The organism is Pseudomonas sp. H1_D04 (genome assembly GCF_054683855.1).
In genome coordinates, this window is sequence record NZ_CP162826.1 from 2,708,059 (window position 1) to 2,734,426 (window position 26,368).

General features: G+C 60.6%; 22 protein-coding genes. 9 read left to right on the forward strand and 13 right to left on the reverse strand.

The genetic code is table 11. The features are described from left to right. Positions 1-130: 130 nt before the first annotated feature. The 7 genes from AB4N82_RS12455 to AB4N82_RS12485 all read right to left on the reverse strand — a co-directional run bounded on the left by AB4N82_RS12455 (position 131) and on the right by AB4N82_RS12485 (position 9,514). Positions 131-313 carry a hypothetical protein gene (locus AB4N82_RS12455; protein ID WP_032883948.1) on the reverse strand — a complete coding sequence of 61 codons (183 nt, stop codon included), beginning with the start codon at positions 311-313 and terminating at the stop codon, positions 131-133. Next, positions 310-1,413, reverse strand: coding sequence for a PepSY-associated TM helix domain-containing protein (locus AB4N82_RS12460; protein WP_032883945.1), 1,104 nt, complete (start codon positions 1,411-1,413; stop codon positions 310-312). Before AB4N82_RS12460 ends, AB4N82_RS12455 begins: the two co-directional genes overlap by 4 nt. Before the next feature lie 62 nt (positions 1,414-1,475). Next, positions 1,476-3,905: a TonB-dependent siderophore receptor gene (locus AB4N82_RS12465; RefSeq protein WP_122763585.1), complete on the reverse strand. Its 2,430-nt coding sequence runs from the start codon at positions 3,903-3,905 to the stop codon at positions 1,476-1,478. Positions 3,906-4,062: 157 nt separating this feature from the next. Beyond that, positions 4,063-5,031 carry a FecR domain-containing protein gene (locus AB4N82_RS12470; protein WP_122763584.1) on the reverse strand — a complete coding sequence of 323 codons (969 nt, stop codon included), beginning with the start codon at positions 5,029-5,031 and terminating at the stop codon, positions 4,063-4,065. Then, the gene (locus tag AB4N82_RS12475) at positions 5,028-5,546 is read right to left on the reverse strand and encodes an RNA polymerase sigma factor (RefSeq protein WP_032883939.1); all 519 of its coding nucleotides are present in this window, start codon (positions 5,544-5,546) and stop codon (positions 5,028-5,030) included. Before AB4N82_RS12475 ends, AB4N82_RS12470 begins: the two co-directional genes overlap by 4 nt. Before the next feature lie 1,341 nt (positions 5,547-6,887). Then, entirely contained in the window at positions 6,888-7,595 is a 708-nt protein-coding gene (locus AB4N82_RS12480; protein WP_122756320.1) for a 3'-5' exonuclease, read from the reverse strand. Continuing rightward, positions 7,592-9,514 carry a putative nucleotidyltransferase substrate binding domain-containing protein gene (locus AB4N82_RS12485; protein ID WP_177434275.1) on the reverse strand — a complete coding sequence of 641 codons (1,923 nt, stop codon included), beginning with the start codon at positions 9,512-9,514 and terminating at the stop codon, positions 7,592-7,594. Before AB4N82_RS12485 ends, AB4N82_RS12480 begins: the two co-directional genes overlap by 4 nt. A 246-nt stretch (positions 9,515-9,760) precedes the next feature. On the opposite strand from AB4N82_RS12485, the gene AB4N82_RS12490 reads away from it, so the two are divergent. Continuing rightward, positions 9,761-10,207 (forward strand): response regulator, encoded by a 447-nt coding sequence (locus AB4N82_RS12490; RefSeq protein ID WP_032884510.1) that lies wholly within the window; start codon positions 9,761-9,763, stop codon positions 10,205-10,207. Between the two features lie 118 nt (positions 10,208-10,325). Here AB4N82_RS12490 and AB4N82_RS12495 read toward each other — a convergent pair whose 3' ends face one another. Continuing rightward, positions 10,326-12,503: a malate synthase G gene (locus AB4N82_RS12495; protein ID WP_032883935.1), complete on the reverse strand. Its 2,178-nt coding sequence runs from the start codon at positions 12,501-12,503 to the stop codon at positions 10,326-10,328. A 266-nt stretch (positions 12,504-12,769) separates the two neighbouring features. Here AB4N82_RS12495 and AB4N82_RS12500 point away from each other — a divergent pair, with 266 nt between their 5' ends. Beyond that, on the forward strand, positions 12,770-13,282 hold the full coding sequence (locus AB4N82_RS12500) for a glycine cleavage system transcriptional repressor (RefSeq protein ID WP_032883932.1): 513 nt from the start codon (positions 12,770-12,772) through the stop codon (positions 13,280-13,282). Positions 13,283-13,393: 111 nt separating this feature from the next. Here AB4N82_RS12500 and rarD read toward each other — a convergent pair whose 3' ends face one another. The 5 genes from rarD to AB4N82_RS12525 all read right to left on the reverse strand — a co-directional run bounded on the left by rarD (position 13,394) and on the right by AB4N82_RS12525 (position 19,094). Next, positions 13,394-14,278 (reverse strand): EamA family transporter RarD, encoded by an 885-nt coding sequence (gene rarD, locus AB4N82_RS12505; RefSeq protein ID WP_032883928.1) that lies wholly within the window; start codon positions 14,276-14,278, stop codon positions 13,394-13,396. Positions 14,279-14,407: 129 nt separating this feature from the next. After that, entirely contained in the window at positions 14,408-15,382 is a 975-nt protein-coding gene (locus AB4N82_RS12510) for a serine/threonine protein kinase (RefSeq protein ID WP_032883927.1), read from the reverse strand. A gap of 179 nt (positions 15,383-15,561) precedes the next feature. Next, entirely contained in the window at positions 15,562-17,460 is a 1,899-nt protein-coding gene (locus tag AB4N82_RS12515; RefSeq protein WP_032883925.1) for a PhoX family protein, read from the reverse strand. A gap of 79 nt (positions 17,461-17,539) precedes the next feature. Then, the gene (locus AB4N82_RS12520) at positions 17,540-18,304 is read right to left on the reverse strand and encodes a TOBE domain-containing protein (protein ID WP_122763583.1); all 765 of its coding nucleotides are present in this window, start codon (positions 18,302-18,304) and stop codon (positions 17,540-17,542) included. 52 nt (positions 18,305-18,356) lie between these two features. Continuing rightward, positions 18,357-19,094: a ComF family protein gene (locus AB4N82_RS12525; protein WP_122763582.1), complete on the reverse strand. Its 738-nt coding sequence runs from the start codon at positions 19,092-19,094 to the stop codon at positions 18,357-18,359. A 92-nt stretch (positions 19,095-19,186) separates the two neighbouring features. Here AB4N82_RS12525 and bioB point away from each other — a divergent pair, with 92 nt between their 5' ends. The 7 genes from bioB (at position 19,187) to AB4N82_RS12560 (ending at position 26,230) form a co-directional block, all read left to right on the forward strand. After that, positions 19,187-20,242 (forward strand): biotin synthase BioB, encoded by a 1,056-nt coding sequence (gene bioB, locus AB4N82_RS12530; RefSeq protein WP_032883922.1) that lies wholly within the window; start codon positions 19,187-19,189, stop codon positions 20,240-20,242. Between the two features lie 143 nt (positions 20,243-20,385). Next, positions 20,386-21,567 carry an 8-amino-7-oxononanoate synthase gene (gene bioF / locus AB4N82_RS12535; protein WP_122763581.1) on the forward strand — a complete coding sequence of 394 codons (1,182 nt, stop codon included), beginning with the start codon at positions 20,386-20,388 and terminating at the stop codon, positions 21,565-21,567. Beyond that, positions 21,560-22,291, forward strand: a complete 732-nt coding sequence (locus AB4N82_RS12540; protein ID WP_122763580.1) for an alpha/beta fold hydrolase — start codon at positions 21,560-21,562, stop codon at positions 22,289-22,291. The genes bioF and AB4N82_RS12540 overlap by 8 nt, the downstream gene beginning before the upstream one ends. After that, the gene (gene bioC, locus AB4N82_RS12545; protein ID WP_099601642.1) at positions 22,284-23,096 is read left to right on the forward strand and encodes a malonyl-ACP O-methyltransferase BioC; all 813 of its coding nucleotides are present in this window, start codon (positions 22,284-22,286) and stop codon (positions 23,094-23,096) included. Before AB4N82_RS12540 ends, bioC begins: the two co-directional genes overlap by 8 nt. Then, positions 23,093-23,773 (forward strand): dethiobiotin synthase, encoded by a 681-nt coding sequence (bioD, locus tag AB4N82_RS12550; protein WP_032883918.1) that lies wholly within the window; start codon positions 23,093-23,095, stop codon positions 23,771-23,773. The genes bioC and bioD overlap by 4 nt, the downstream gene beginning before the upstream one ends. A 106-nt stretch (positions 23,774-23,879) precedes the next feature. Beyond that, positions 23,880-24,161, forward strand: coding sequence for a hypothetical protein (locus AB4N82_RS12555; RefSeq protein ID WP_032883917.1), 282 nt, complete (start codon positions 23,880-23,882; stop codon positions 24,159-24,161). A 263-nt stretch (positions 24,162-24,424) separates the two neighbouring features. Continuing rightward, the gene (locus tag AB4N82_RS12560) at positions 24,425-26,230 is read left to right on the forward strand and encodes a phenylacyl-CoA dehydrogenase (RefSeq protein WP_032883916.1); all 1,806 of its coding nucleotides are present in this window, start codon (positions 24,425-24,427) and stop codon (positions 26,228-26,230) included. Positions 26,231-26,368 lie beyond the last annotated feature (138 nt).

The window sequence follows — 26,368 nt, forward strand, 5'->3', positions numbered from 1 at the left end:
GGGGAGTGCGGGTGTTTTTGAGGGCCTCATCGGGGCAAGTCGAATCGTCGCACCGCCCCTCCCACGGTTGACCGAGTTGTCATGACGACCACGGAACACCTGTGGGAGGGGCTTGCCCCCGATAGCGCCCTCAGCCACGCCGCTTGAACAACGCCCACATGCCAATGGCGGCCGGTATCCCCAACCCCACCCAACTCAACGAATCCCACAGCCCATCACCCAGCAACGCCGCAAACAACCCGGCGGCGCCGAGCAGGCCAATCCCCAGCGGGATGCCAAATACCTTCCAGAAACTCGACTGTCTTGGCTTCATGCCTTGCCCGCCTTGCGCCGGACGATCCACAGATAAATCCCGCTGATCAGCACAACGATGGTCAACACATCCAGCACCGCCCACAGGATTTTCATCGGCATGCCGCCGTAGTCACCGAAGTGCAGCGGCTGAGACATGCCCATGGCGTCCATGTACCACGGCCGTTCGGCAACGGCGGTGACGGCCAGGGTGCTCGCGTCGATCAGCACCGGCGTGAGCAGGTGCGAGGTCAGGTGGGTGCTGCCTTTCATGAACACCGCGTAATGATGCTCGCTGGAAAAGCGTGTACCAGGAAAGGCGATAAAATCCGGCTGCATACCAGGGGCGGCCTTGGCGGCGATGGTCAGCAGTTCCGTTGCTGGGGCACGCTGGGTCAGCGGCGGGGCATTCTTGTACGGTTCGATCATCGCGCTGAGGCTGTCCTGACGCCACGCGGCGATGATCAGGTCGGCGCAGGCGCTGATCACGCCGGTCACGCCCACCACCAGCGCCCAGGTCAGGGTGACCACGCCGATCAGGTTGTGCAGATCCAGCCAGCGCAGGCGGGTGGATTTGTCCTGGCGCACAGTGGCGAACTTCAATCGGCGCATAAACGGCAGGTACAACACTGTGCCGGAGATGATCGCCAGCACAAACAACACGCCCATGAACGCCAGCAGCAACTTGCCCGGCAGCCCGGCGAACATGTCCACATGCAGACGCAGCAGGAACAGCGTGAAACCGCCATTGGCCGAAGGCATCTCCACCGACTCGCCGGTGCGCGCGTCGAGCATAAAGGTGTGGGACGAATTGGGCTCAGTGCCCGCAGTAGCGGCCATGATCGCGATCACACCGTTCTTGTCGTCCTCGTCCCACGCCAGGTATTGCATGGCTTCACCGGGGCGATGGGCCTGCGCCTTGGCGACCAGTTGCTCAAGGTTGAGCTGCGGCGTATCGGCAGGCATCTGCGCCAGTGTGGGCTCGTTGCCCAGCAGATGGTCGATCTCATGGTGAAACACCAGTGGCAGGCCGGTGAGGGCGAGCAGCAGGAGGAATACGGTGCAGATCAGGCTGGTCCAAGTGTGGATGAAGGACCAGCGGCGGATGGTTTTGCTTTTCATTTTCTAACCTTCAGACACACCAAAGCCGCCCAAGGAGGCGGCTTGGTTGTTAACTCAGCCGATTACCACTGGTAAGTGGCGCTGGCGACTACGCTGCGTTGGTCGCCGAAGTAGCAGTAGGAACCGTCACAGGTGGAAATGTAGTCCTTGTTGAACAGGTTGGTAGCGTTGAGTTTTACCGACGCGCCTTTGAGGCTGTTATCGATTCGGCCCAGGTCGTAGTGCACCGCGCCGTCGAATACGGTGTAGGCATTGGCTTTGCCAGTCCAGGTGTTGCCCTGGTCGCCATAGGTGTTGCCGGTGTAGCGCGCGCCGAAGCCGATACCGAAACCATCCAGTGGGCCGGTGTGCCAGGTGTAGTCGGTCCACAGCGAGGCTTGCTGATTGGGGATCAGTTGCAGGCGGTTGCCTTTATAGATGCCGGTTTGCACCTCGGACTTGGACAGGGTGTAGGCGGCAATCACCTTGAGGTTCTCGGTCACGTCAGAGACGGCTTCCAGTTCCAGACCCTTGACCTTCACTTCGCCGGCCTGGTCGGTGATCGACTCGTTGCCTGCGCCGGTGCGGGTTACCAGTACGTTTTTCTGAGTCAGGTCGTAGACCGCCGCGCTCAGCAAGGTATTAGAGCCGGGCGGTTGGTACTTGATCCCCAGTTCCCACTGCTTGCCTTCGGTGGGTTTGTACGATTTGACCGGGTCGGTGCTGGCGTTGCTCGCTGGCTGGAAGGATTCGGCATAGGACAGGTACGGTACAAAGCCAGAATCGAATACATAGCTGATCGCCGCGTTGCCACTGAAGTTCTTGCTGCGGTCGGTGTTGGTCGCGTCTAGTTTGTTGAAGTACGTGGTGCCCTGGTGTACCCAATCTTCACGGCCACCCAGCGTCAGGCGCCACTTGTCGAGGGCCATCTGGTCTTGCACATAGAGGCCGGTCTGCACGGTTTTCTGGTTGTAGTCGTAGTAAGGCGTCACGCCGACCGGACGCACAGTCGGCGCGGTGTTGACCGGATCAAAGATGTTGATGTTCGATGCGGTGCCGTAGATGGTCCGGAACGAGGTATCGGTGCGCTGATGATCCAGGCCCAGCAGCACGGTGTGGATAATATCGCCAGTGGCGAAGTCAGCCTGGAAGTTGTTGTCCACTGCGAACTGACCGATGTTCTCGTCAACGTTCGTCGAAGAACGGGCGATATTGCCCGCCGCGTCAGCTGGTTGGTAGATATAAGAACCGACGGTCAATTGCTGGAACGACAGCTCAGACTTGGTATAGCGCAGGTTTTGTTTGAACTGCCACGTATCGTTGAAGCGATGTTCGAACGCGTAGCCCAGCGCGTAGTAGGTACGGTCGTAGAACTCGTAGTCCGGATCGCCCAGGTTCTTGTGGTGGGATACTTCGCCCAAAGACGATTTTATTTTGGTGCCCTGGATCGGCAGGAACTGGCTGGTGGTGCCGGTATCGTCGCGGGTGAACTGCGAGAGCAAGGTAAATTTGGTATCGGGGTCGATATTCCAGGTCAGGCTCGGCGCAATGTTGTAGCGCTTGTTATCGATATGGTCGACCTGGGTGCCTGCATCACGCACCACACCGCTGACGCCGTAGAGGAACTGGCCTTCATCGTCGATCTTGCCGGTGCTGGCGAAGTTGATCTGGCGGTAGTTGTCGCTGCCGTATTGCACCTGGATCGCATTGCTCTGTTCAGCGCTGGGGCGGCGGCTGACCATATCCAGCAGGCCGCCGGGCGGTGTCTGGCCATACACCGAGGAGGCGGGACCGCGCAGCAGGGCGAGACGGTCGAGGTTCCAAGTTTCGGCTTTCGGGTTGGCGTAAACGCCGCGTGGCAGTGGCAGGCCGTCGAGGAATTGGGTCGGTTCGAAGCCGCGCACGCGCATCCAGTCGTAACGGGTATCGCTGCCATAGCTGGCGGAGACGATGCCGGGCATGTACTTCACCGCGTCATCCAGGTTCTGGACGTTGCGGTCCTGCATCTGCTCGCGGGTGGCGACGGAAATCGAACGCGGTGCCTCGACTAGTGCCGTGTCAGTCTTGGTACCGGCGGCAGTGCGGTTGGCCAGGTAGCCCTCGACCGGACCCCAGGCACTTTCGGTATCGCCCTGACCAATGATGCTGGTCTCTGGCAACGCCACAACCCCCTCAGGAATCGCCACCAAGGTAAACGTCCCCGCACCACCCTGTTCCAATTGCAACCCAGTCCCACGCAACGCCTCGCGCAGTGCACCTTGTGCATCGAACTGGCCCTGGACCGGCGCCGAGGTCTTGCCGGCGGCCAGCGACGGGTTGAGGGTCAGCGCGAGGCCGGCCTGGCTGGCGATTTGGTTCAGGGTGGTGGCCAGCGGTGCAGCCGGCAGGTTGTAGGCGCGCACGCTGGACGCTTGTTCGGCGGCAAACAGTGAAGGGCTGGCCAGCGGGGCGCTGAGGGCTATAGCCACGGCTAACAGGCTGGGGCGCAACAAGGTGTCTAGCGTGCGGGACATGGGGCGGCTCCTGAATGGAAGTAATTCGCAATTGCCTATGTGCCGAACGAGAATCGAGAAGTGATAGGGCAGGATCAAAATATTTTTGCGGTGGGTGTGAGGGCCTCATCGGGGGCAAGTCGAATCGTCGATAGCGATAGCCCAGCCACCCCAGAACCTAAGGCTTACCCGTGACCGTTACCCACCACGGCGTGTGCTGCTCGATCTGCACCGGCAGGGTCGGCAGCAGAGCGTTGAGCGCAAGGGTGGTGTCGTGCAGCGGGAAGCTGCCAGTGATGCGCAGGTCAGCCACGCTTTTATCCACACCCAAGTAGCCGGTGCGGTAGCGGCTGAGCTCTTCCACCACATCGCCCAGGCGGGCGTTGTCGACCACCAGCATGCCGCGGGTCCAGGCGTCGGTGGCAGGGGTGACGGCCAGCGCTGGGCCGAGGCCGTCGCCACGCATCAGCACTTGCTGGCCTTCCTTGAAAATCTGTTCTTGATGCAATGCTTGCGGCTGCGCCGCGACTGCCGATTGCAAGACGCTCAACCGCGTGGCGTCGTCTTCGCGCCTGACGATAAACCGCGTGCCCAGCGCCCGCAGGCTGCCGTCGCGGGTTTGCACGTAGAACGGGCGCGCGTCGTTGTGGCCGGTCTCGACGAGGATTTCGCCTTCCTGCAACACGATCAGCCGGCGTTTTTCATCAAAGCGTACGTCGATGGCGCTGTGGGTATTGAGGTTGATCTGCGTGCCGTCCGCCAGTTTCAGCGTGCGCTGTTCGCCGGTGGCGGTGCGTTGGTCGGCCAGCCAATAGTGGATCGGCACATAACGCTCGCCGGCAAACAACGCCAAACCGCACACCAGCGCGATACTCGCCAGGCCAGTACCGAGCTTGCGCACCCGTTGGCGAATACCTTCACGCGATTGCAACAACGCCGCCCGCGCCGGGCCCGAGGCCACGCCAAAGCGCTGATCGAGCATCCCCAGCTGGCGCCAGGCGCGAGCGTGTTCTTCATTGCTGGCCAACCATTTGCTGAACTCTTCACGTTCCACCGCGCTGCCGTCGCCGGAATCCAGGGACAGCTGCCAGGCAATCGCCGCATCCAGCACACGGGCCGAGACCGGTTTTGAGCTGATCGCACTCACAACGGTTCGCCATACAACGCGATGTAGCACTGGCGAATGCCCTGGGCCAGGTATTGGCGCACACGGGGTACTGACACGCCGAGGCGCTGGGCGATTTCCGCGTGGCCCAGGCCGTCGAGGCGGTTATAGAGGAACGCGGCGCGGGCCTTGCTCGACAGCTTGCCGAGCAGGCGGTCGATGGCCTTGAGGTCTTCCAGGATAAGTTGCTGTTCTTCCGCAGAAGGGTGTTCGCTTTCCGGGACCAGCATCAATTCGGCGAGATAGGCCTGTTCCAAGGCGGCGCGACGGAAGTAGTCGAACAGCAAGCCTTTGGCGATCGCCACCAGAAATGCCCGTGGCTCGCGGGGGGCGCGCAGCTCGTCACGGCCCAGCAGGCGCATGAAGGTGTCCTGACTCAGGTCTTCGGCGCGACTCGGGCAGGCCACATTGCGCCTCAGCCAGGCCAACAGCCAGCCACGATGGTCGCGATACAACGCGCCAACAAGCTCACTGTGTGGGTTCTGGACCGACGACAAGGCATCACCGAATAAACAGGGGGTTTAAACTAACGAGAATTATTCGCGATTGTGTCAGAGGCGTGGGATGGGCGCAATTGGCGTCCGTCGGGTTGAAGGCTTAATGACATCTCATTGGTAGATGAGCGTTGCCTTGTGAGAAGAGCTCTTTGTGGTGTGGGCTTTCTGTGGTGAGCAGGTTTTCTGTTGTGAGGGGGCTTTCTGTGGTGAGTAGGTTTTCTGTTGTGAGGGGGCTTTCTGTGGTGAGCAGGTTTTCTGTTGTGAGGGGGCTTTCTGTGGTGAGCAGGTTTTCTGTTGTGAGGGGCTTTCTGTGGTGAGTAGGTTTTCTGTTGTGAGGTGCTTTCTGTGGTGAGTAGGTTTTCTGTGGTGAGCGGGCTTGCCCCGCGCTGGGCTGCGAAGCGGCCCCAACACCTGCCAATGGGTTATGACTGAAGAACCGCGGTGCCTGGATTGGGGCTGCTCCGCAGCCCAGCGCGGGGCAAGCCCGCTCACCACAATGAAAGCTCATTCACCTAAAGGTCATTTATTTAAGTGGTTAGAAAGAGGCGCTTGCTTGCGCCGCTTCCATTGGCTCAAGCGTGGTGAGGGGGCTTTCTTTGGTGAGCAGGCCTTCTGTGGTGACTAGATTTTCTGTGGTGAGCGGGCTTGCCCCGCGCTGGGCTGCGAAGCGGCCCCAACACCTGCCAATGGGTTATGACTGAAGAACCGCGGTGCCTGGATTGGGGCTGCTCCGCAGCCCAGCGCGGGGCAAGCCCGCTCACCACAATGAAAGCTCATTCACCTAAAGGTCATTTATTTAAGTGGTTAGAAAGAGGCGCTTGCTTGCGCCGCTTCCATTGGCTCAAGCGTGGTGAGGGGGCTTTCTTTGGTGAGCAGGCCTTCTGTGGTGACTAGATTTTCTGTGGTGAGCGGGCTTGCCCCGCGCTGGGCTGCGAAGCGGCCCCAACACCTGCCAATGGGTTATGACTGAAGAAACGCGGTGCCTGGATTAGGGCTGCTCCGCAGCCCAGCGCGGGGCAAGCCCGCTCACCACAATGAAAGCTCATTCACCTAAAGGTCATTTATTAAGTGGTTAGAAAGAGGCGCTTGCTTGCGCCGTTTCCACCGGCTCAAGCGTGGTGAAGGGGCTTTCTTTGGTGAGCAGGCTTTCTGTGGTGACTAGGTTTTCCGTGGTGAGCGGGCTTGCCCCGCGCTGGGCTGCGAAGCGGCCCCAACACCTGCCAATGGGTTATGACTGAAGAAACGCGGTGCCTGGATTGGGGCTGCTCCGCAGCCCAGCGCGGGGTAAGCCCGCTCACCACAATGAAAGCCCTTTCACCTAAAGGTCATTTATTTAATTGGTTAGAAAGAGGGCGCTTGCTTGCGCCGTTTCCATTGGCTCAAGCGCTCCTGAAGCGCCTTCGGGGAGTCGATCTGCTGTTGTCGTGCACGACTGAATAGGATAAGCATCAGCTCCGCCGTGGCCAGGGCGTCGGCGCTGGCGTGATGGCGTTCGCCCACGTGCAGTTTGAAATGGTTTATCCAGTCGTCCAGTCCGGCTTCGCGGATAGGCGCCTCGGGGCACAGCAGTGGGGCGATGTCGGCCACATCCAGAAACGGATGCGCCAGGCGATAACCCAGGCTGTCCTTGAGTGCGCGGCCGAGCATGTGCTGGTCGAACGGTGCATGGAAGGCCAGCAATGGGCTGTCGCCGACAAATGCCATGAAGTCCAGCAGCGCTTCCACCGGATCACTGCCAGCGGCGATGGCGCTGGGCCCCAGACCATGGATCAACACGCTGGGGCTGAGCTTTGTTTCGGCGCGCTGCAGGGTGCGTTCGAACAGCTGTGAAAAGTCCACCGCGCCGTCTTCGATCACCACCGCGCCGATGGACAGCACTTGGTCACGGTTGAGATTCAGGCCGCTGGTTTCCAGATCTACCACCACCCAGCGTTGGGTACGCAGTGGGTTATCGCCCAATGCCGCGGGCTTGGACAGTTGCACCAGGCGCCGTTGTTGCGCGGCATCAAGGCCAGGTTTTTTCGCACGTAACCAGTCGAATAAACTCACAGTTGATACCGCAACGTCAGGCTGCTTTGCAGGCGTTGGGCCTGGCGCAGGGATTCGCGCAGAATGCGCCGGTCCAGGTGGTTGAGGCTATCGGGGTCGACGCGGTTGGAATACGGCTGGTTCTCGCGGGTCTGTAACTGGTGCTGCTGCATGCGGGTTTGCTGGATAAAGTGGTACGCCTCCTCATACGCGGCGCCGTCCAGCGGTTCGATGACTTCCTTGGCCACCAACTGGCGCAGACGCTCCAGGGTGTTGTTGGCGTGGATGCCATTGGCCAGCGCCAGCAGGCGCGCGCCGTCGACAAACGGTGTGAGGCCCTGCACCTTGAGGTCGAGCGTGGCTTTTTCACCGCTTTTGCGTGTCAGCACGAATTCGCGGAAACGTCCTACAGGTGGCCGTTGGCGCAAGGCGTTCTCGGCAAGCATGCGTTGAAACAGCCGGTTATCTGCGACCTGATCCAGGACGTTTTGGCGCAAAAAATCGCCCCCCTGTTCATCGCCCCACACCACCCGCAGATCAAAATAGATGCTCGAACCCAACAGGTTCTCCGGCGTTGCTTCACGAATAAACGCCGCAAACCGCCGCGCCCATTCCGCCCGCGACAGGCACAGCTCGGGGTTGCCGGCCATGATATTGCCCTTGCACAGGCTGAACCCGCACAGCGCCAAGCTCTGGTTGATCTGCTGCGCCAGGGGCAGCAACCGACCGCGAATCTCGGCGGCCTCAACCGCGTCCTTGGCCTCGAACAGAATGCCGTTGTCCTGGTCGGTGTACAGCGTCTGCTCGCGGCGGCCTTCGCTGCCGAAACACAACCAACTGAACGGCACGCCGGGGTCGCCTTTTTCGGCGAGGGTCAACTCGATTACTCGACACACCGTGTGATCGTTGAGCAGGGTAATGATGTGAGTGATCTGGGTGGATGACGCGCCATGGGCGAGCATTCGCTCGACCAACTGGCCAATCTCGCCGCGAATCGCCACCAGGTTCTCCACCCGGGGCGCATTGCGGATGGTGCGGGCCAGGTGCACCAGATCGACCCGTTGCAGGGAAAACAGATCGCGTTCGGATACCACGCCACACAGGCGCTGGTCCTTGACCAGGCACACATGGGCGATATGCCGTTCGGTCATGGCGATGGCGGCGTCGAATGCGCTGTGGTCCGGGGTCAGGAAAAACGGCGCCTGGGTCATGTGACTGTCGATCGCCTGGGTGAAATCGCTGGTGCCGTCGGCCACCACTTGGCGCAGGTCGCGCAAGGTGAAAATCCCCAGGGGCGACTGATGGACGTCGACGATCACAATGCTGCCCACCTGTTGCTCGTGCATCAGCGTCACCGCTTCGCGCAGCGGCGTGTCCGGGCTGCACATTACCGGGTGGCGCATGGCCAATTCGCCCAGACGGGTATTGAGCGAGTACTGCGTGCCTAGGGTTTCCACGGCTTTTTGCTGCACTTGCTGGTTGACCTGATCCAGCAGGCTGCTGACGCCGCGCAGGGCAAAGTCGCGAAACGGGCTGGAGAGGGCAAACAGTTTGATAAAGGCGGGCTTGTTCAGTTGCAGGCAGAAGGTGTCTTCGGCGGCTTTATGCTCGGTGCGCGTGGCTCGTTCACCTAAAAGCGCAGCAAGGGGGAAGCACTCGCCAGTGGTGATTTCGAAGGTGGTTTCTGCCGAGTCCGGTCGTTCGCCCACGACGCGGCCTTGTTTGACGATGTAAAAGTGCTCCACCGGCCCGCCCGACGGCTTGAGAATGCTCTCGCCAGGGCCGAAGAAACGTAATTGACACTGTTCAACCAGAAATGCCAGGTGCGCATTTTCCATTTGATTGAATGGCGGGAAACGTTGCAGGAATTGCAAAGTGCCGTGGATGTTCTGCAACACGGCGGTTTTACCCGCCTGCGTGAAAGCATCAGCTTTACTCATAACAGTGACCGCAGTTTTTTTGTCGTTATCGTCCTGCATGGTCGACTCCTACGCGATAGGTGCCCATTGGACGTAAGTCTAGGTCGATGAAAACAGCGTAGAGCTAGGGAAAAACCTTACATGAATATCGTCCAAACCCCGTGGAACACCCACTAGTCAAACTTTCCGACGAAGTGCACATTGATCGCCCTTCCGCAGATGTCTGACGAGTGTGCTGGGAGATTGATGAAAATTGTTGAGAACCGTATGTCCGACCACGATATTTTGAGTGATGCCGAGCGCGAGGCCCTAAGCGCCGTGATGCTGGAGCCTGATTTACCGCCGCAACGCGTGCTGATTGTCGATGACGACAAGGATGCGCGAGAACTGCTGGCGGAGATCCTTGCTCTGGACGGTATTCGCTGCATGACTGCCGAGAGTGGTGAGGCAGCGTGGAATTTGTTGAAATCCAGCAGCTCCATCGGTTTGCTGATCACCGACTTGCGCATGGCACCGAGCAATGGCCTGGAGTTGATCCGCCAAGTGCGCGAATCCACCCGCGCGGCGCTGCCGATCATCATCATGTCGGGGGACGCCGAAGCGCCGGATGTGATCGATGCGATGCATTTGAGTGTGGTGGACTTTTTGCTCAAGCCGATCGACAGCGTGAAGTTAGCGAAACTGGTCAAGCGCGAGTTGGGCATGGCTTCCTGATTTTTGCGGTATCTGCACGGGCTTCATCGGGAGCAAGCCCCGTCCCACAGTTGACCGCGTACATCCACAACACAGCCCCAAAGAAAAAGCCCTGATCTCTCGATCAGGGCTTTTTCATTTACAGGCCGTTTTTAGCCTTGAACTCCCGACGCCGACGGTGCAACACCGGCTCGGTGTAACCGTTGGGTTGCTTGGTTCCTTCAATCACCAACTCCACCGCTGCCTGGAACGCGATGTTGCTGTCGAAGTCCGGGGCCAGTGGGCGATACAGCGCGTCCCCTGCGTTCTGACGGTCCACCACTGGCGCCATGCGCTTGAGGCTTTCCATCACCTGGGCTTCGTTGACGATGCCGTGGCGCAACCAGTTGGCGATGTGCTGGCTGGAAATACGCAGGGTGGCGCGGTCTTCCATCAGGCCCACATCGTTGATGTCCGGCACTTTGGAGCAGCCGACACCTTGGTCGATCCAGCGGACCACGTAGCCGAGGATGCCCTGGGCGTTGTTGTCCAGCTCGTTGCGGATTTCTTCCTCGGACCAATCGGTGTTGCTGGCCAGGGGGATGGTCAGGATGTCGTCCACCGAGGCGCGCTCGCGCGTGGCCAGTTCGGCCTGGCGGGCGAATACGTCAACCTTGTGATAGTGCAGGGCGTGCAGCGCAGCCGCCGTAGGCGACGGTACCCAGGCGGTGTTGGCACCGGCCAATGGGTGAGCGATTTTCTGTTCGAGCATCGCGGCCATCAGGTCGGGCATCGCCCACATGCCTTTACCGATCTGTGCGCGGCCTTGCAGGCCCGTGCTCAAGCCGATATCGACGTTCCAGTTCTCGTAGGCGCCGATCCATTTTTCGGCCTTCATGGCGGCCTTGCGCACCATCGCGCCCGCTTCCATGGAGGTGTGGATTTCGTCGCCGGTACGGTCCAGGAAGCCGGTGTTAATAAACACCACGCGCTCGCTGGCCGCCTTGATGCAGGCCTTGAGGTTGACCGTGGTGCGGCGCTCCTCGTCCATGATCCCGACCTTGAGGGTGTTGCGCGGCAGGTTCAGCACGTCTTCGATGCGACCGAACAGCTCGTTGGTAAACGCGGCTTCTTCCGGACCGTGCATTTTCGGCTTCACGATGTACACCGAGCCGGTGCGGCTGTTCTTGCGGGTGTTGTTGCCGTTGAGGCTGTGGACCGCCGCCAGGCTGGTGACCAGGCCGTCGAGGATGCCTTCCGGCACTTCATCGCCGTTCTTGTCGAGGATCGCGTCGATGGTCATCAAGTGACCAACGTTGCGCACGAACAACAGCGAACGGCCATGCAACGTCACGTCCTGACCGTCGATGCCGGTGTAGACACGGTCAGGGTTCATGGTACGGGTGAAGGTCTTGCCGCCCTTGGCCACTTCTTCGGCCAAGTCGCCCTTCATCAGGCCGAGCCAGTTGCGGTAGATCACCACTTTGTCGTCGGCATCCACGGCGGCGACGGAGTCTTCGCAGTCCATAATGGTGGTGAGCGCAGCTTCCATCAGTACGTCTTTCACGCCGGCGGCGTCGGTCTGGCCGACCGGGGTGCTGGCGTCGATCTGGATTTCGAAGTGCAGGCCGTTGTGTTTGAGCAGGATCGCAATCGGCTCGGCCGCCGGGCCCTGGAAGCCGATCAGTTGCGCATCGTCACGCAGGCCGCTGTTGCTGCCGCCTTTGAGGCTGACGATCAACGTGCCGTCGACGATCTTGTAACCGGTGGAATCGACATGGCTGCCGGCGCTGAGCGGCGCGGCTTCGTCGAGGAAGGCACGGGCGAAGGCAATCACTTTGTCGCCACGCACTTTGTTGTAGCCCTTGCCCTTCTCGGCGCCGTCGGCTTCGCTGATGGCGTCGGTGCCATACAGCGCGTCGTACAGCGAACCCCAGCGCGCATTAGAGGCGTTGAGGGCGAAACGGGCATTCATCACCGGCACCACCAGCTGTGGGCCGGCCATACGGGCGATTTCGTCATCGACGTTTTGGGTCGAAGCCTGGAAGTCTGCGGCTTCTGGCAGCAGGTATCCGATGTCTTGCAGGAAGGCTTTGTAGGCCACCGGGTCGTGAGCCTGGCCGGCATGGGTCTGGTGCCAGGTATCGATGCGCGCCTGGAAATCGTCGCGTTTGGCGAGTAGGGCTTTGTTCTTCGGTGCCAGGTCATGGATGACCTTGTCGGCGCCGGCCCAGAACTGGTCGGCAGTGATGCCGGTACCGGGAATGGCTTCGTTGTTCACGAAGTCGAACAGGACTTTGGCGACCTGCAGGCCACCGACTTGAACGTGTTCAGTCATTGCTTGCCTCACTCTGCGGAGCTTATGCGCTTTTTCAGATTTTCATTATGTAGTGCACGGTTGGGCATACTACATGATGACTTGCGGTTGTGAAAATTAGACTAAATACGTCGTTTAGCGACCCACTTTGGTCGTACGGTCACAGCGGAGAACAGGATGTTCTCAAAAAACTATTAGATTGTTCCAGATAAATATAAAAATGGTACACGATTTGTTTTCATGGGCCCCTGGGTCCACCTTGTAGATTGAATTCAGAGGGCTTCGCCATGGACCATCTTGTACTCACAATTATCGCCGCCGACAAACCCGGCCTGGTCGAGCGCATCGCGCAGAACATTGCCGCCCACGGTGGCAACTGGCTGGAAAGCCGCATGGCCCATATGGCCGGGCAGTTTGCTGGGATCCTGCGGGTCAGCGTACCTACGGAAAGCCGTCAGGCGTTATTGGGGGCGCTGGAGGACTTATCCACACACGGCATTCGCGTGCTGGTGGGTGAGGGCAGCACTGGGCAGGCCTCGGCGTCCAAACCAATTGTGATGACGTTGGTGGGCAATGACCGTTCGGGCATCGTGCGTGAGATCACGGCGTTATTGAGTCAGCAGGGCGTGAACCTGGAGCGCTTGAGCACGGATGTGCGCCCGGCCCCTATGAGTGGCGACCCGCTGTTCACGGCTGAAGCGTTGTTGCAGGTGCCACCATCGTTGTCCTTGGAGAGCTTGCAGCAATCCCTGGAAACCTTGGCCGATGACTTGATGGTGGAGCTGCGTAACGAGGAATAATTTGTCCACAAGGTTATGCATGGAAATCTTGCATGGGCCTGTGGATAACCTTGGGGTGAATGCCTGCAAGCCATGCCGGCTGTGGCTTGCAGGATGCTGTACGTTATTTGATCAGCGTTTGCGCACGGTCAGCCAGGCGTCCACGCTGTAGACCACCAACCCAGCCCAGATAAAGGCGAAGGCAATCAGCGTGCTTGGCGCCAGGTGTTCGCCGAACAGCAGTACGGCTTCGAGCAACACCAGGGTCGGCGCGACGTACTGCAAGAAACCCAGCGCGGTGTACGGCAAATGCCGTGCGGCGGCGTTGAAGCACACCAGCGGGATGAGCGTTACCGGACCCGCGGCCACCAGCCACCAGGCTTCGGACGTACTCCAGAACGCCAGTTGCGCACTGTGGGCGGAGGGGTTGAACAGCAGCCACGCGACGGCAATTGGCACCAGCATCCAGGTTTCCACCACCAGCCCTGGTAGCGCCTTGACCGGTGCCTGTTTGCGGATCAGGCCGTAGAACCCAAAGGTCAGCGCCAGCACCAACGACACCCACGGCAAACTGCCTACTTGCCACACCTGTTGCGCCACGCCCACTGCGGCCAGGCCCACGGCAGCCCATTGCAGGCGACGCAAGCGTTCGCCGAGAAGCAACATGCCCAGCAGTACATTCACCAACGGGTTGATGTAGTAACCCAGGCTGGCTTCCAGCATGCGGCCACTGTTCACCGACCACACATACGTCAGCCAGTTACCGGCAATCAACGAACCGCTGAGGGCGAGGATCGCCAGGCGCTGGGGGTTGTCGCGCAGCTCGCGGAACCAACCGGGATGCTTCCACACCATCAACAGCAAACCGCCGAACAACGCCGACCACAGCACACGGTGAACGATGATCTCGGCGGCGGGTACGCTGGCGATGGCTTTGAAGTAGAGCGGGAACAAGCCCCAGATGACATAGGCGCTCAGGCCCAGGATGTACCCCTTGCGGGGGTTGGCGGCGTGCATTGCAGAATCCTTGCTTAGGCAGCTAACAAAGCGCGATTGTAAGGATATTTGTCAGGCAATGGGACTGGCTTGGTAATGAGGTCTGCTTTGTGTAGGAGGGTGCAAGCCCCCTCCCACGTTCACAAGCAATCAGAAGAGTTTGAGCGGCTCTTCATTGAGCGCCGAAAGCTGCTCGCGCAGTGCCAGCACCTGATCACCCCAATACCGCTCGCTGCCGAACCACGGGAAGCTGTGGGGGAAGGCGGGATCGTCCCAACGCCGCGCGAGCCAAGCGCTGTAGTGCATCAGGCGCAGGGCGCGCAGCGGTTCGATGAGTGCCAATTCCCGCGGGTCGAAATCGTGGAACTCCTGATAGCCGTCCATCAACTCGGACAGTTGACCCAGGCATTCCTGACGGTCGCCAGCGAGCATCATCCACAGGTCCTGCACTGCCGGTCCCATACGGCAGTCATCCAGGTCGACGATATGGAACATCTCGTCGCGGCACATCATGTTGCCGGGGTGGCAATCGCCGTGCATGCGGATGTTCTTGTGCGGTGTGGCCTTGTAGACCTCTTCCACACGCTTGAGCAGGTCGCGGGCAACGGACTCGTAGGCCGGCAGCAGGCTTTTGGGAATGAAATTGCCTTCGAGCAGCGTGTTGAGTGAATCGTGACCGAAGTTCTTCACGCCCAGGGCTTCACGGTGTTCGAACGGGCGGGTCGAACCCACCGCGTGCAAACGGCCGAGCAGTTGCCCGAGTCGATACAGTTGATCAAGGTTGCCGGGCTCTGGCGCACGGCCGCCACGGCGAGGGAACAAGGTGAAGCGGAAACCGGCGTGTTCGAACAGGCTCTCGCCGTTGTGGATCAATGGCGCGACTACTGGCACTTCGCAGTCGGCCAGCTCGAAGGTGAAGCGGTGTTCTTCAAGGATCGCGTCGTTGGTCCAGCGTTGAGGGCGATAGAACTTGGCGATCAGCGGTTCACCGTCTTCGATACCCACCTGATACACGCGGTTTTCGTAGCTGTTGAGCGCCAGAACACGAGCATCGCTGAGAAAACCGATGCTTTCGACGGCGTCGAGCACGAGGTCAGGGGTGAGGGTTTCAAACGGATGGGCCATGGGAACTCCTGCGGGCAGCAGGGCGCCGCTTCCGGCCGGGTATGGTAACGCACCAAGCCTGAGATAGGGGGCGCCTGTGCCATTGTCATCGGGGGCAAGCCTCCTCCCACAGGTGACCGCGTTTATCCTGTAGGAATGCGGTCTGATGTGGGAGGACGCTTGCCCTCGATAGCGGCCTATCAGGCGCCGACAATCCCGCCATCATCTCGCCGAATCGCTATCACCGACGAACGCGGCTTGCCATTCGGCAGATGCTCCGGCCAAGTCGAGCCGCCGGTTTCCCCCGGATGCTGAATCCCCACAAACAACGTTTTCTGATCCGGTGAGAAGCTGATACCCGTCACTTCACACGCCACCGGCCCGACCATGAAGCGGCGGATTTCTCCGGTGACTGGGTCGGCGCAGAGCATCTGGTTGTTGCCCATCCCGGCAAAGTCGCCCGCGTTGCTGTAATCGCCATCGGTGAGGATCCACAGGCGTCCGGCCTTGTCGAAGCCCAGGCCGTCGGGGCTGTTGAACATGTTCTGCGGGTTGATGTTGGACGATCCGCCCTTGGGCTTGCCCGCGTGTACGCCGGGGTTGCCGGCGACCACAAACAAATCCCAGCTGAAATCGGCCGCACCGTGGTCATCGGCATTGGCTTTCCAGCGCAGGATCTGGCCGTAGACGTTCTTTTCCCGTGGGTTGGGGCCGCCTACCGGTTGGCCGTCTTCGCCGCGCTTGGCGTTGTTGGTCAGGGTGCAATAAACCTGGCCATCGGTGGGGCTGACCACGATCCATTCCGGGCGGTCCATGCGCGTGGCTTTGACCACACTGGCGGCCAGGCGCGCGTGGATCAGCACTTCTGCCTGGTTGGCGAAACCGCTGCTGGCATCGATACCGTTTTTTCCATGGGTCAACTCGACCCACTGGCCTTTGCCCTTGGGATGATCGGCATCGCCGTTGCCCGCGTCGAAGATCGCCACGTACAAGGTGCCGTGGTCGAGCAAGTCTTTGTTGGCCTTGGGGTTCTTGTGGTTGATCTTGTCGCGGCTGACGAACTTGTAGATGAACTCGCCGCGCTCGTCGTCGCCCATGTACACCACCGCGCGGCCGTCGCGGGTTTCAGCGAGGGCGGCGTTTTCGTGCTTGAAGCGGCCCAAAGCCGTGCGTTTGGCCGGGGTGGATTGCGGGTCGAATGGGTCGATTTCCACCACCCAGCCATGACGATTGAGTTCGTTGGGGTTCTTGGCCAAGTCGAAGCGTGGGTCGTGCTGGTGCCAGTTGATGTCTTTACTGGCGGCCACCACGCCGTAGCGTTTCTGTCCGGCGTCGAAGGTTTGTTGTGGATTGCTGCTGCCGAAGCAGTCGGTGAAGTTCTCTTCACACGTCAGATAAGTGCCCCACGGTGTCTTGCCGTTAGCGCAGTTCTGGAAGGTACCGAGGGCTTTCTTGCCGGATTTGTCGGCGCTGGTTTTCAGCCAATCGTGGCCAGCAGCCGGGCCGCTCAGGCGGATTGGCGAGTTGCCGTGGATACGGCGGTTGTAACGCGAGTCCTGGACGAACTGCCAGGTGTCACCTTTACGCCGCACTTCAATTACCGACACGCCTTCGCTGGCCTGGGCCTTGTGCACATCTTCCGCCGATTGCGGCGCGCCGCCGTGGGCGTAGAGATAGCGGTAATTGGTGTATTCGTTGTTGATCGCCATCAGCGCGCGGTTGTCGTCGCCGGGGAAGGCGAACAGGCTCATGCCATCGTTGTTGTCGCCGAATTGTTGTTCCTGGGCCTTGGCCGTGCCGTTGCCGGAAGGGTCGAAAGCCGGCGCGCTCTTGTGCAGCGGTTGGCCCCAACTGATTAACACCGAGGCGCTGTAGCCCGGCGGCAAGGTGATGGTGTCGCTGGTGGCGGCAGCGATGCTGGCAAACCCCAGCAGCGGGCTGGCGGACGCGGCGTTCACGGCCAGTGCGCTGCGGCTCAGCAGGTTGCCGCCCAGGAACATCGCGGCACCGCACAGGGCGCCGGCGCCGATGAAGCGGCGGCGGGTGAGGCCAACCATCTGTTCAAGGTCGGTGGCTTGGTTTTCTTCTAATAGGCTCATCTCAGGCTCCCTGCGGTTTTTGCAGACACCATAAGGAGCGGGTGTGACGAAGTTGTTGCAGTTTGAAGAACTCTGCGGCTCAGACTGGTGTGCCGAGCAGCACATGACTGGGGGCAAATTGCACTTGGATCGCCTGGCCTTCGGCGGCGTCCAGAGCGATGAGTACGTCGGGCTGCGCCAGGGCGCATAAAACCTGGCCATTGGGCAGGGCGATACGCACTTCGCTGGGACCGTCCTCGGCGTGGAGAATGGCGTCTAGCGTCCCGCTCATACAATTGTGTCCGAGTGTTACGGCGCCATCCGGTGCCAGCAATTCCAGCCAGCCAGCCTTGATCAGCGCGACGACTTCCACGCCGATCTCCAGCTCCAGCCGTTGTGTGCTGTCGTGGGTGATTTGCGCCGCGAGGGTCAATCCACCCGCGAGTTGCAAATGAATCAGGTCGTTGCGGCCATGGCTTTCAATTCTGATGACCAGGCCATGCAACTGATTGCGCGCGCTGGTTCGCAGCATCAAACGGCCCAGCAGATTGAAGTCACTGGCGGCTTGGTCCGAGCCCAACACCTCTGCCTGCAAGGCTTGCAGGCGTTGATAGAGGCGCAATACCCGTTCCCCTTCAGCCGTGAGCCTGGCGCCGCCGCCGCCTTTGCCGCCGACGCTGCGTTCTACCAGCGGTTTTTGCGCGAGGTTGTTCAGTTCATCAATGGCATCCCAAGCGGCCTTGTAACTCAAGCCAGCACTCTTGGCGGCGCGGGTGATGGAGCCCTGTTCGGCGATATGCCCAAGCAGGGCGATGCGTTGGGGGCGGCGGACGATGTGTTGGCTCAGTAAAGTCGGAAGAGACATGGGCATATGCTGTGTTGGGATGAGCGGACGTTGCGGCTGTGAGGCATGAGAGTCAAGTGCCGGGCTTGGGTGTGCGGGCCAGGCAGTACACGTCCACCTGTCGCGCGCCGGCGTTGATCAACAGCCGCGCCAGGCTGTGGGCGGTGGCGCCGGTGGTGAGCACGTCGTCCACCAGTGCCAGGTGGCGGCCTTTTACAAGGGCATCAGGGGGCAGGGCGAAGGCGTTGAGCAGGTTGCGTTTGCGCGCCTTGGCGTCGAGGGTCTGTTGCGCCATGGTTTCATGGGGGCGTAATAACAGGTGTTCATCGTAGGGGATATTCAGGTCGGTACTGAGCCAGCGCGCCAGCATCAGCGCCTGGTTATAACCACGCTCGCGCAGGCGCTGGCGGGCCATGGGTACCGGCAGCAGAACGTCTGGGCGGGTGAGTTCGTTGTTGTCGAAGCGATCCCGCAGGTGTTGCCCCAGCAAATGCCCCAGCAGATGCCCGAGGGGCCAGCGCGCCTGGTGCTTGAAGCGACTGATCAAGGTGTCCACGGGAAAGCTGTAGGTCCAGGGGGCGATTACTTGTTTAAAGGCGGGGGGGTGTTTCACGCATTGGCCGCAGATCAAACCGTCCATCGCCAAGGGTAACGCGCAGGTCTGGCAGTGATCCATCAGCCAGGGCAGCTCGGTTTCGCAGACGTTGCACACACAATCGTCTGTTTCTGTGGCCTCATCGCAGATTAAACAGGTTCGTATGTTTTTTAACCAGATGTAAACTTCGTGTTTGTATCTTGGTTGACAGTGCATGAATCTTCCTTAAATATGCCGAGCATCCGTGTCGCGCCTGTGGGTATTGCCCTTCCCGCAGCGTTTGCCAAAGCATAATCAAGGAATCGCCCATGAGCGCCAGCATCACCGCCACCTTGCGTCACGATTGGTCCCTGGCTGAAGTCAAAGCACTGTTTGTGCAGCCGTTCAATGACCTGTTGTTCCAGGCGCAGACCGTACACCGTGCGCATTTCGACGCGAACCGTGTGCAGGTGTCGACGCTGCTGTCGATCAAAACCGGCGCCTGTCCGGAAGATTGCAAATATTGTCCGCAGTCGGGCCACTACAACACTGGCCTGGAAAAAGAAAAGCTGATGGAAGTGCAGAAGGTTCTCGAAGAGGCCGCCCGCGCCAAGGCCATCGGTTCGACGCGCTTCTGCATGGGCGCCGCCTGGAAACACCCGTCGGCCAAAGACATGCCGTACGTGCTGCAGATGGTCAAAGGCGTCAAGGCCATGGGCCTGGAAACCTGCATGACCCTCGGCCGTCTTGACCAGGACCAGACCGAAGCCCTGGCCCAGGCCGGCCTCGACTACTACAACCACAACCTGGACACCTCGCCGGAGTTCTACGGCAGCATCATCACCACCCGCACCTACAGCGAGCGCCTGCAAACCCTGGCTTATGTACGTGATTCGGGGATGAAGATCTGTTCCGGCGGCATCCTCGGCATGGGCGAGTCCCTCGACGACCGTGCCAACCTGCTGATCCAGTTGGCCAACCTGCCGGAGCATCCGGAGTCGGTGCCGATCAACATGCTGGTGAAAGTGGCCGGTACGCCGCTGGAAAACGCCGAAGACATCGACCCGTTCGACTTCATCCGGATGCTCGCCGTGGCGCGCATCCTGATGCCTCAGTCCCATGTGCGGCTGTCCGCCGGCCGTGAAGCCATGAACGAGCAGATGCAGGCCCTGGCGTTTTTCGCCGGCGCCAACTCGATTTTCTACGGCGACAAACTGCTGACCACCGCCAACCCGCAGGCCGACAAGGACATGCAACTGTTCTCGCGCCTGGGCATCCTGCCGGAAGCCCGTGAAGAGCACGCCGATGAAGTGCATCAAGCGGCGATTGAGCAGGCGTTGGTCGAGCAGAAGAGCAGCGAGCAGTTCTACAACGCTGTCGTCTGATTGAAATGAAAGGCCCATGTGGGAGGGGGCTTGCCCCCGATGAGGGAGTGTCAGTCGATAAATAGAGTGACTGGCCCACTGCTATCGGGGGCAAGCCACCTCCCACAATTTGATCGAGTTAATCCTGCTAGTCCGAGGCCTGCATGTCTTTTGATCTATCCGCGCGCCTCGCTGCCCGCCGTGCCGAACACCTTTACCGTCAGCGGCCACTGCTGCAGAGCCCCCAAGGTCCTGACGTGGTGGTCGACGGCCAACCGTTGCTCGCCTTCTGCAATAACGACTACCTGGGCCTGGCCAATCATCCTCAAGTGATCGAAGCCTGGCGTGCCGGTGCGTCCCGTTGGGGCGTGGGCGGTGGCGCATCGCATTTGGTGGTCGGGCACGCCACGCCGCACCATGAACTGGAAGAGGCCCTGGCTGACCTGACCGGTCGCCCCCGTGCGCTGCTGTTTACCACGGGCTACATGGCCAATATGGGCGCAGTCACGGCGCTGGTGGGGCAGGGCGATACGGTGCTGCAAGACCGTCTCAATCACGCGTCCTTGCTGGATGCGGGCTTGCTGTCCGGTGCGCGGTTCAATCGCTACCTGCATAACGACGCCGCCAGCTTGGCCAAGCGCCTGGAGAAAGCCACCGGTAATACGTTGGTGGTCACCGATGGCGTGTTCAGCATGGACGGCGATTTGGCCGACTTGCCCGCGCTGGCCCGTGAAGCCAAGGCCAAAGGCGCCTGGCTGATGGTGGACGACGCCCATGGTTTCGGCCCGTTGGGGGCCAACGGCGCAGGGATCGTCGAGCATTTCGGCTTGAGTCAGGAAGACGTGCCGGTACTGGTCGGCACCCTGGGCAAAGCCTTCGGCACCGCCGGCGCGTTTGTGGCGGGCAGTGAAGAATTGATCGAAAGCCTGATCCAGTTCGCCCGGCCGTATATCTACACCACCAGCCAACCACCCGCGTTGGCCTGCGCCACGTTGAAAAGCCTGGAGCTGCTGCGCACCGAACATTGGCGGCGTGAACACCTTAATGGCCTGATCCGCCAGTTCCGGCAGGGCGCCGAGCAGCTCGGCCTGGACTTGATGGACAGCTTTACGCCGATCCAACCGATCCTGATTGGCGACAGCGCCAGAGCCGTGCGTTTGTCCCAGATGCTGCGCGAGCGCGGCTTGATGGTCACTGCGATCCGACCACCGACGGTGCCCGTCGGCAGCGCCCGTTTGCGCGTGACATTGACGGCGGCCCACAGCGAGGCGCAGGTGCAGCTATTGTTAAACGCATTGGAAGAGTGTTTCCGCTTGCTAGGCGCCCTGGAGCCCGACCATGCGTGATCGACTGATATTGCTGCCCGGCTGGGGCCTCGGCGTATCGCCGCTGGAACCTTTGGCCGCCGCATTGCAAGGGCTGGACGAACACCTGCACGTACAGATCGAGCCGTTGCCGGTGCTGGACTCCAGCGATCTCGGCGAATGGCTGGATGAACTCGACGCCACATTGCCGGATAACGCCTGGCTCGGCGGCTGGTCCCTGGGCGGCATGCTGGCTTCGGAATTGGCGGCGCGACGTGGCGAACGCTGCTGCGGGTTGCTGACCCTGGCGAGCAATCCATGTTTTGTCGCCCACGAGGGTTGGCCGAGTGCGATGCCTGCGCAGACGTTCGATTCCTTCCTCGCCGGCTGCCACGCCGATTCCCAGGTCACCCTCAAGCGCTTCGGACTGTTGTGCGCCAAAGGTGCTGAAGACCCTCGCGGGCTGGCGCGTTTGTTGGTCAGCGGCGCGCCGCAGACGCCGTCCGGCGCGTTGATGACCGGTCTTGAACTGCTTGCGAAATTGGACACCCGCGAAGCCTTGCTGGCCTATCGCGGCCCGCAGTTGCATCTGTTTGCCGGTATGGACGGGTTGGTGCCTGCCGAAGCCGCCAGCGACCTGCTGACGCTGCTCCCCGATGTTGAAATCGGTCTGATTGAACAGGCCGGTCACGCTTTTCTTCTGGAGGATCCCCACGGAGTAGCGGGGGCCATCCAGGCTTTTTTGCATGAGTGCGTTGATGACTGATTTATCCCACCCCCCTCTGCCGGGTGCCTTGCCGGACAAGCGCCAAGTAGCGGCGTCGTTTTCCCGTGCGGCGGCCAGTTACGACAGCGTCGCCGAGCTGCAGCGAGCGGTGGGGCATGAACTGCTGTCGCGCCTGCCGTCAGCGTGCGCGCCACGACGTTGGCTGGATATGGGATGCGGCACTGGGTATTTCAGTCGCGTGCTGGGTGAGTTATTGCCGGCCAGCGAGGGCGTGGCGCTGGATATCGCTGAGGGCATGCTCAACCATGCGCGGCCTTTAGGCGGCGCGGCGCATTTCATCGCGGGAGATGCCGAGCGTTTGCCCGTGCACGATGCAAGCTGCGGGCTGATCTTCTCCAGCCTTGCGGTGCAATGGTGTGCCAACTTCGATGCAGTGCTCAGCGAGGCACATCGCGTGCTGCAACCGGGCGGGGTATTGGCCTTTGCCAGTTTGTGTGTGGGTACATTGGATGAGCTGCGCGAAAGCTGGCGCGCCGCCGATGGCCTGGTGCACGTCAATCGCTTCCGCACCTTTGAGGCTTACCAGCAACTGTGTGCGGCCAGCGGCCTGCGTGTGGTCAGCCTGGAGCGCCAGCCCCATGTGCTGCATTACCCGGATGTGCGCAGTCTGACCCATGAATTGAAGGCTCTTGGTGCACACAATCTCAACCCCGGACGCCCCGGAGGGCTGACGGGCCGTGCGCGGATTGTTGCACTGGTCGAGGCTTATGAGCGATTCCGCCAGTCCCAAGGCCTGCCGGCGACTTATCAAGTGGTGTACGCCGTACTGGAGAAACCTCTATGAACGCCGCTTATTTCATTACGGGCACCGACACCGACGTCGGTAAGACCACCATCGCCGCCGGCCTCCTGCATGCAGCCGGCCAAGCCGGCAAAAGCACCGCCGCTGGTAAACCTGTCGCCTCCGGTTGCGCAGTAACCCCCGAGGGCCTGCGCAATGCCGATGCATTGGCGCTGCTGGCCGAATGTTCATTGCCGTTGAGTTATGCCGAGGTCAATCCGGTGGCTTTCGAGCCCGCCATCGCCCCGCACTTGGCAGCAAGGGAGGCAGGGGTTTCGCTGACGGTGCAATCGCTGCTCAAGCCCATGCAGCAGATTCTGGCGCGGCAAGCGGATTTCACCTTGATCGAGGGCGCAGGTGGCTGGCGCGTGCCGTTGGCTGACCAGGCCAATCTGTCGGACCTGGCCATCGGGCTCAAACTGCCGGTGATCTTGGTGGTAGGCGTGCGCCTGGGCTGTATCAGCCATGCTTTGCTCACCGCCGAAGCCATCGCAAGGGATGGTCTGTCGCTGGCGGGCTGGGTGGCGAACATCATCGACCCCAAGACCTCCCGTCTGGAAGAAAACCTCGCCACCCTGGCCGAACGGCTGCCTGCTCCGTGCCTGGGTCGAGTGCCGAAACTCAAGCACGCCAGCGCCGAAGCCGTGGCGCAATACTTACAGTTGGACTTGCTTGACTGATTTTGGCTATCGCTAAGGCATTATGCCATTAGTGTTTTTGACGGGCGTTTTGCCAGGTTCTCTGCTTCAATCAACATTCACGATTCTCTAAAGGCAGGCTCAAGCCATGGAAATCTCTGGAAGCAGCGCGTTTTATTCGGGCCTGAACACCATTCAGTCCGGGCAGAGCCGTGTCGACCAGGCCGCTGGCAAGATCGCCAGCGCAGCCACCAGCCAACCTTCCGATGCCCAGAATGATCGCTTGCAGGCGATCAACCGTGGCCAGCCGACCGATTCCGCCAGCAATATGGTGGAACTGGCAGAAGGCAAGTTTCAGGTGGAGCTAGGCGTCAAAGTCGCCAAGGCTTCCGACGAAATGCTCGGCACCTTGATCGACACCTACGCCTGATCTGCTGGCGCTCGAAATGTGAGAGGGGCTCGTCCCCCTCCCACATTTGTCCTGTTTTATTCTGATCCCTCTCTACACTCTCCCCGATGTGGCATCTCGCCTCAGGCCTTGTTGCGCCTGAGTTGACGTGCGTCATGACAGACGGCATCTGCCCGACGCTTGACATCCCCAGGTCGTAAACGTATGTTTCAAACACCTGTTTGACCGCCACAACACATCCACGCGGTTGTTCATTCCAGCTACATCAGCAGAGGTTTATCGCTATGCCTGACTACAAGGCCCCCTTGCGTGATATTCGCTTCGTTCGTGACGAACTGCTCGGTTATGAAGCGCACTATCAGAGTCTGCCGGCTTGCCAGGACGCTACTCCGGACATGGTTGACGCCATCCTTGAAGAAGGCGCCAAGTTCTGTGAACAAGTGCTGGCACCGTTGAACCGCGTGGGCGACATCGAAGGGTGCACCTGGAGTGAGTCAGGCGTTAAGACGCCGACGGGTTTCAAAGAAGCCTACAAACAATTCGTCGAAGGCGGCTGGCCTAGCCTGGCCCACGACGTGGAGCACGGCGGCCAAGGCCTGCCGGAATCCCTGGGTCTGGCCGTGAGCGAAATGGTCGGCGAAGCCAACTGGTCGTGGGGCATGTACCCAGGCCTGTCCCATGGTGCGATGAACACCATCTCCGAGCACGGCACCCCCGAGCAGCAAGAGGCCTACCTGACCAAGCTGGTATCGGGCGAGTGGACCGGCACCATGTGCCTGACCGAGCCACACTGCGGCACCGACCTGGGCATGCTGCGCACCAAGGCCGAGCCTCAGGCCGACGGCTCCTACAAAGTCTCCGGTACCAAGATCTTCATCTCGGCCGGTGAACACGACATGGCCGACAACATCGTCCACATCGTATTGGCCCGCCTGCCGGACGCACCGGCCGGCACTAAAGGCATCTCGCTGTTTATCGTGCCCAAGTTCATGCCTAACGCCGACGGTTCGGTGGGTGAGCGCAACGCGGTGACCTGTGGTTCCCTGGAACACAAGATGGGTATCCACGGCAACGCCACCTGCGTGATGAACTTCGACGCGGCCACCGGTTTCCTGATCGGCCCGGCGAACAAAGGCCTGAACTGCATGTTCACCTTTATGAACACCGCTCGCCTGGGCACTGCGCTGCAAGGCCTGGCCCATGCCGAGATCGGCTTCCAGGGCGGCCTGAAATACGCCCGCGATCGCCTGCAAATGCGCTCCCTCACCGGCCCCAAAGCACCGGACAAGGCCGCTGACCCGATCATCGTGCACCCAGACGTGCGTCGCATGTTGCTGACCATGAAAGCCTTCGCCGAAGGCAATCGCGCAATGGTGTACTTCACGGCCAAGCAAGTGGATATCGTCAAGTACGGCACCGATGACGAAGCCAAGAAACAGGCCGATGGCCTGCTGGCTTTCATGACGCCAATCGCCAAGGCATTCATGACCGAAGTTGGTTTTGAATCGGCCAACCATGGCGTGCAGATCTACGGCGGTCACGGCTTCATCGCCGAGTGGGGCATGGAGCAGAACGTGCGCGACAGCCGCATTTCGATGCTGTACGAAGGCACCACCGGTATCCAGGCGCTGGACCTGCTCGGCCGTAAAGTGCTTATGACTCAAGGCGAGGCGCTCAAGGGCTTCACCAAGATCGTGCACAAGTTCTGCCAGGCCAATGAAGGTAACGCGGCCGTTCAGGAGTTCGTTACACCGCTGGCTGCACTGAACAAAGAGTGGGGCGAGTTGACCATGAAGGTCGGCATGGCCGCGATGAAAGACCGTGAGGAAGTCGGTGCCGCTTCGGTGGATTACCTGATGTATTCCGGTTACGCCTGCCTGGCTTACTTCTGGGCCGACATGGCACGCCTGGCGGCCGAAAAACTGGCTGCCGGCACGACCGAAGAGGCGTTCTATACCGCCAAGTTGCAGACTGCGCGCTTCTACTTCCAACGCATTCTGCCGCGTACTTTGGCGCACAAAGCCACCATGCTGTCGGGCGCCAACAACCTGATGGACATGAAAGAGGAAGACTTCGGCCTGGCTTACTAAGCCTCACCGGGTTTGCCTGAACCGCCGCTTCCCTTGGAAGCGGCGGTTTTTTTATGGGCGATAAAAAACACAGCGCAGCGCTCAGGGATTGTCGCCGCCTGCCGTTACAGTGATGGCAATGTGATACGTGACAGGCAG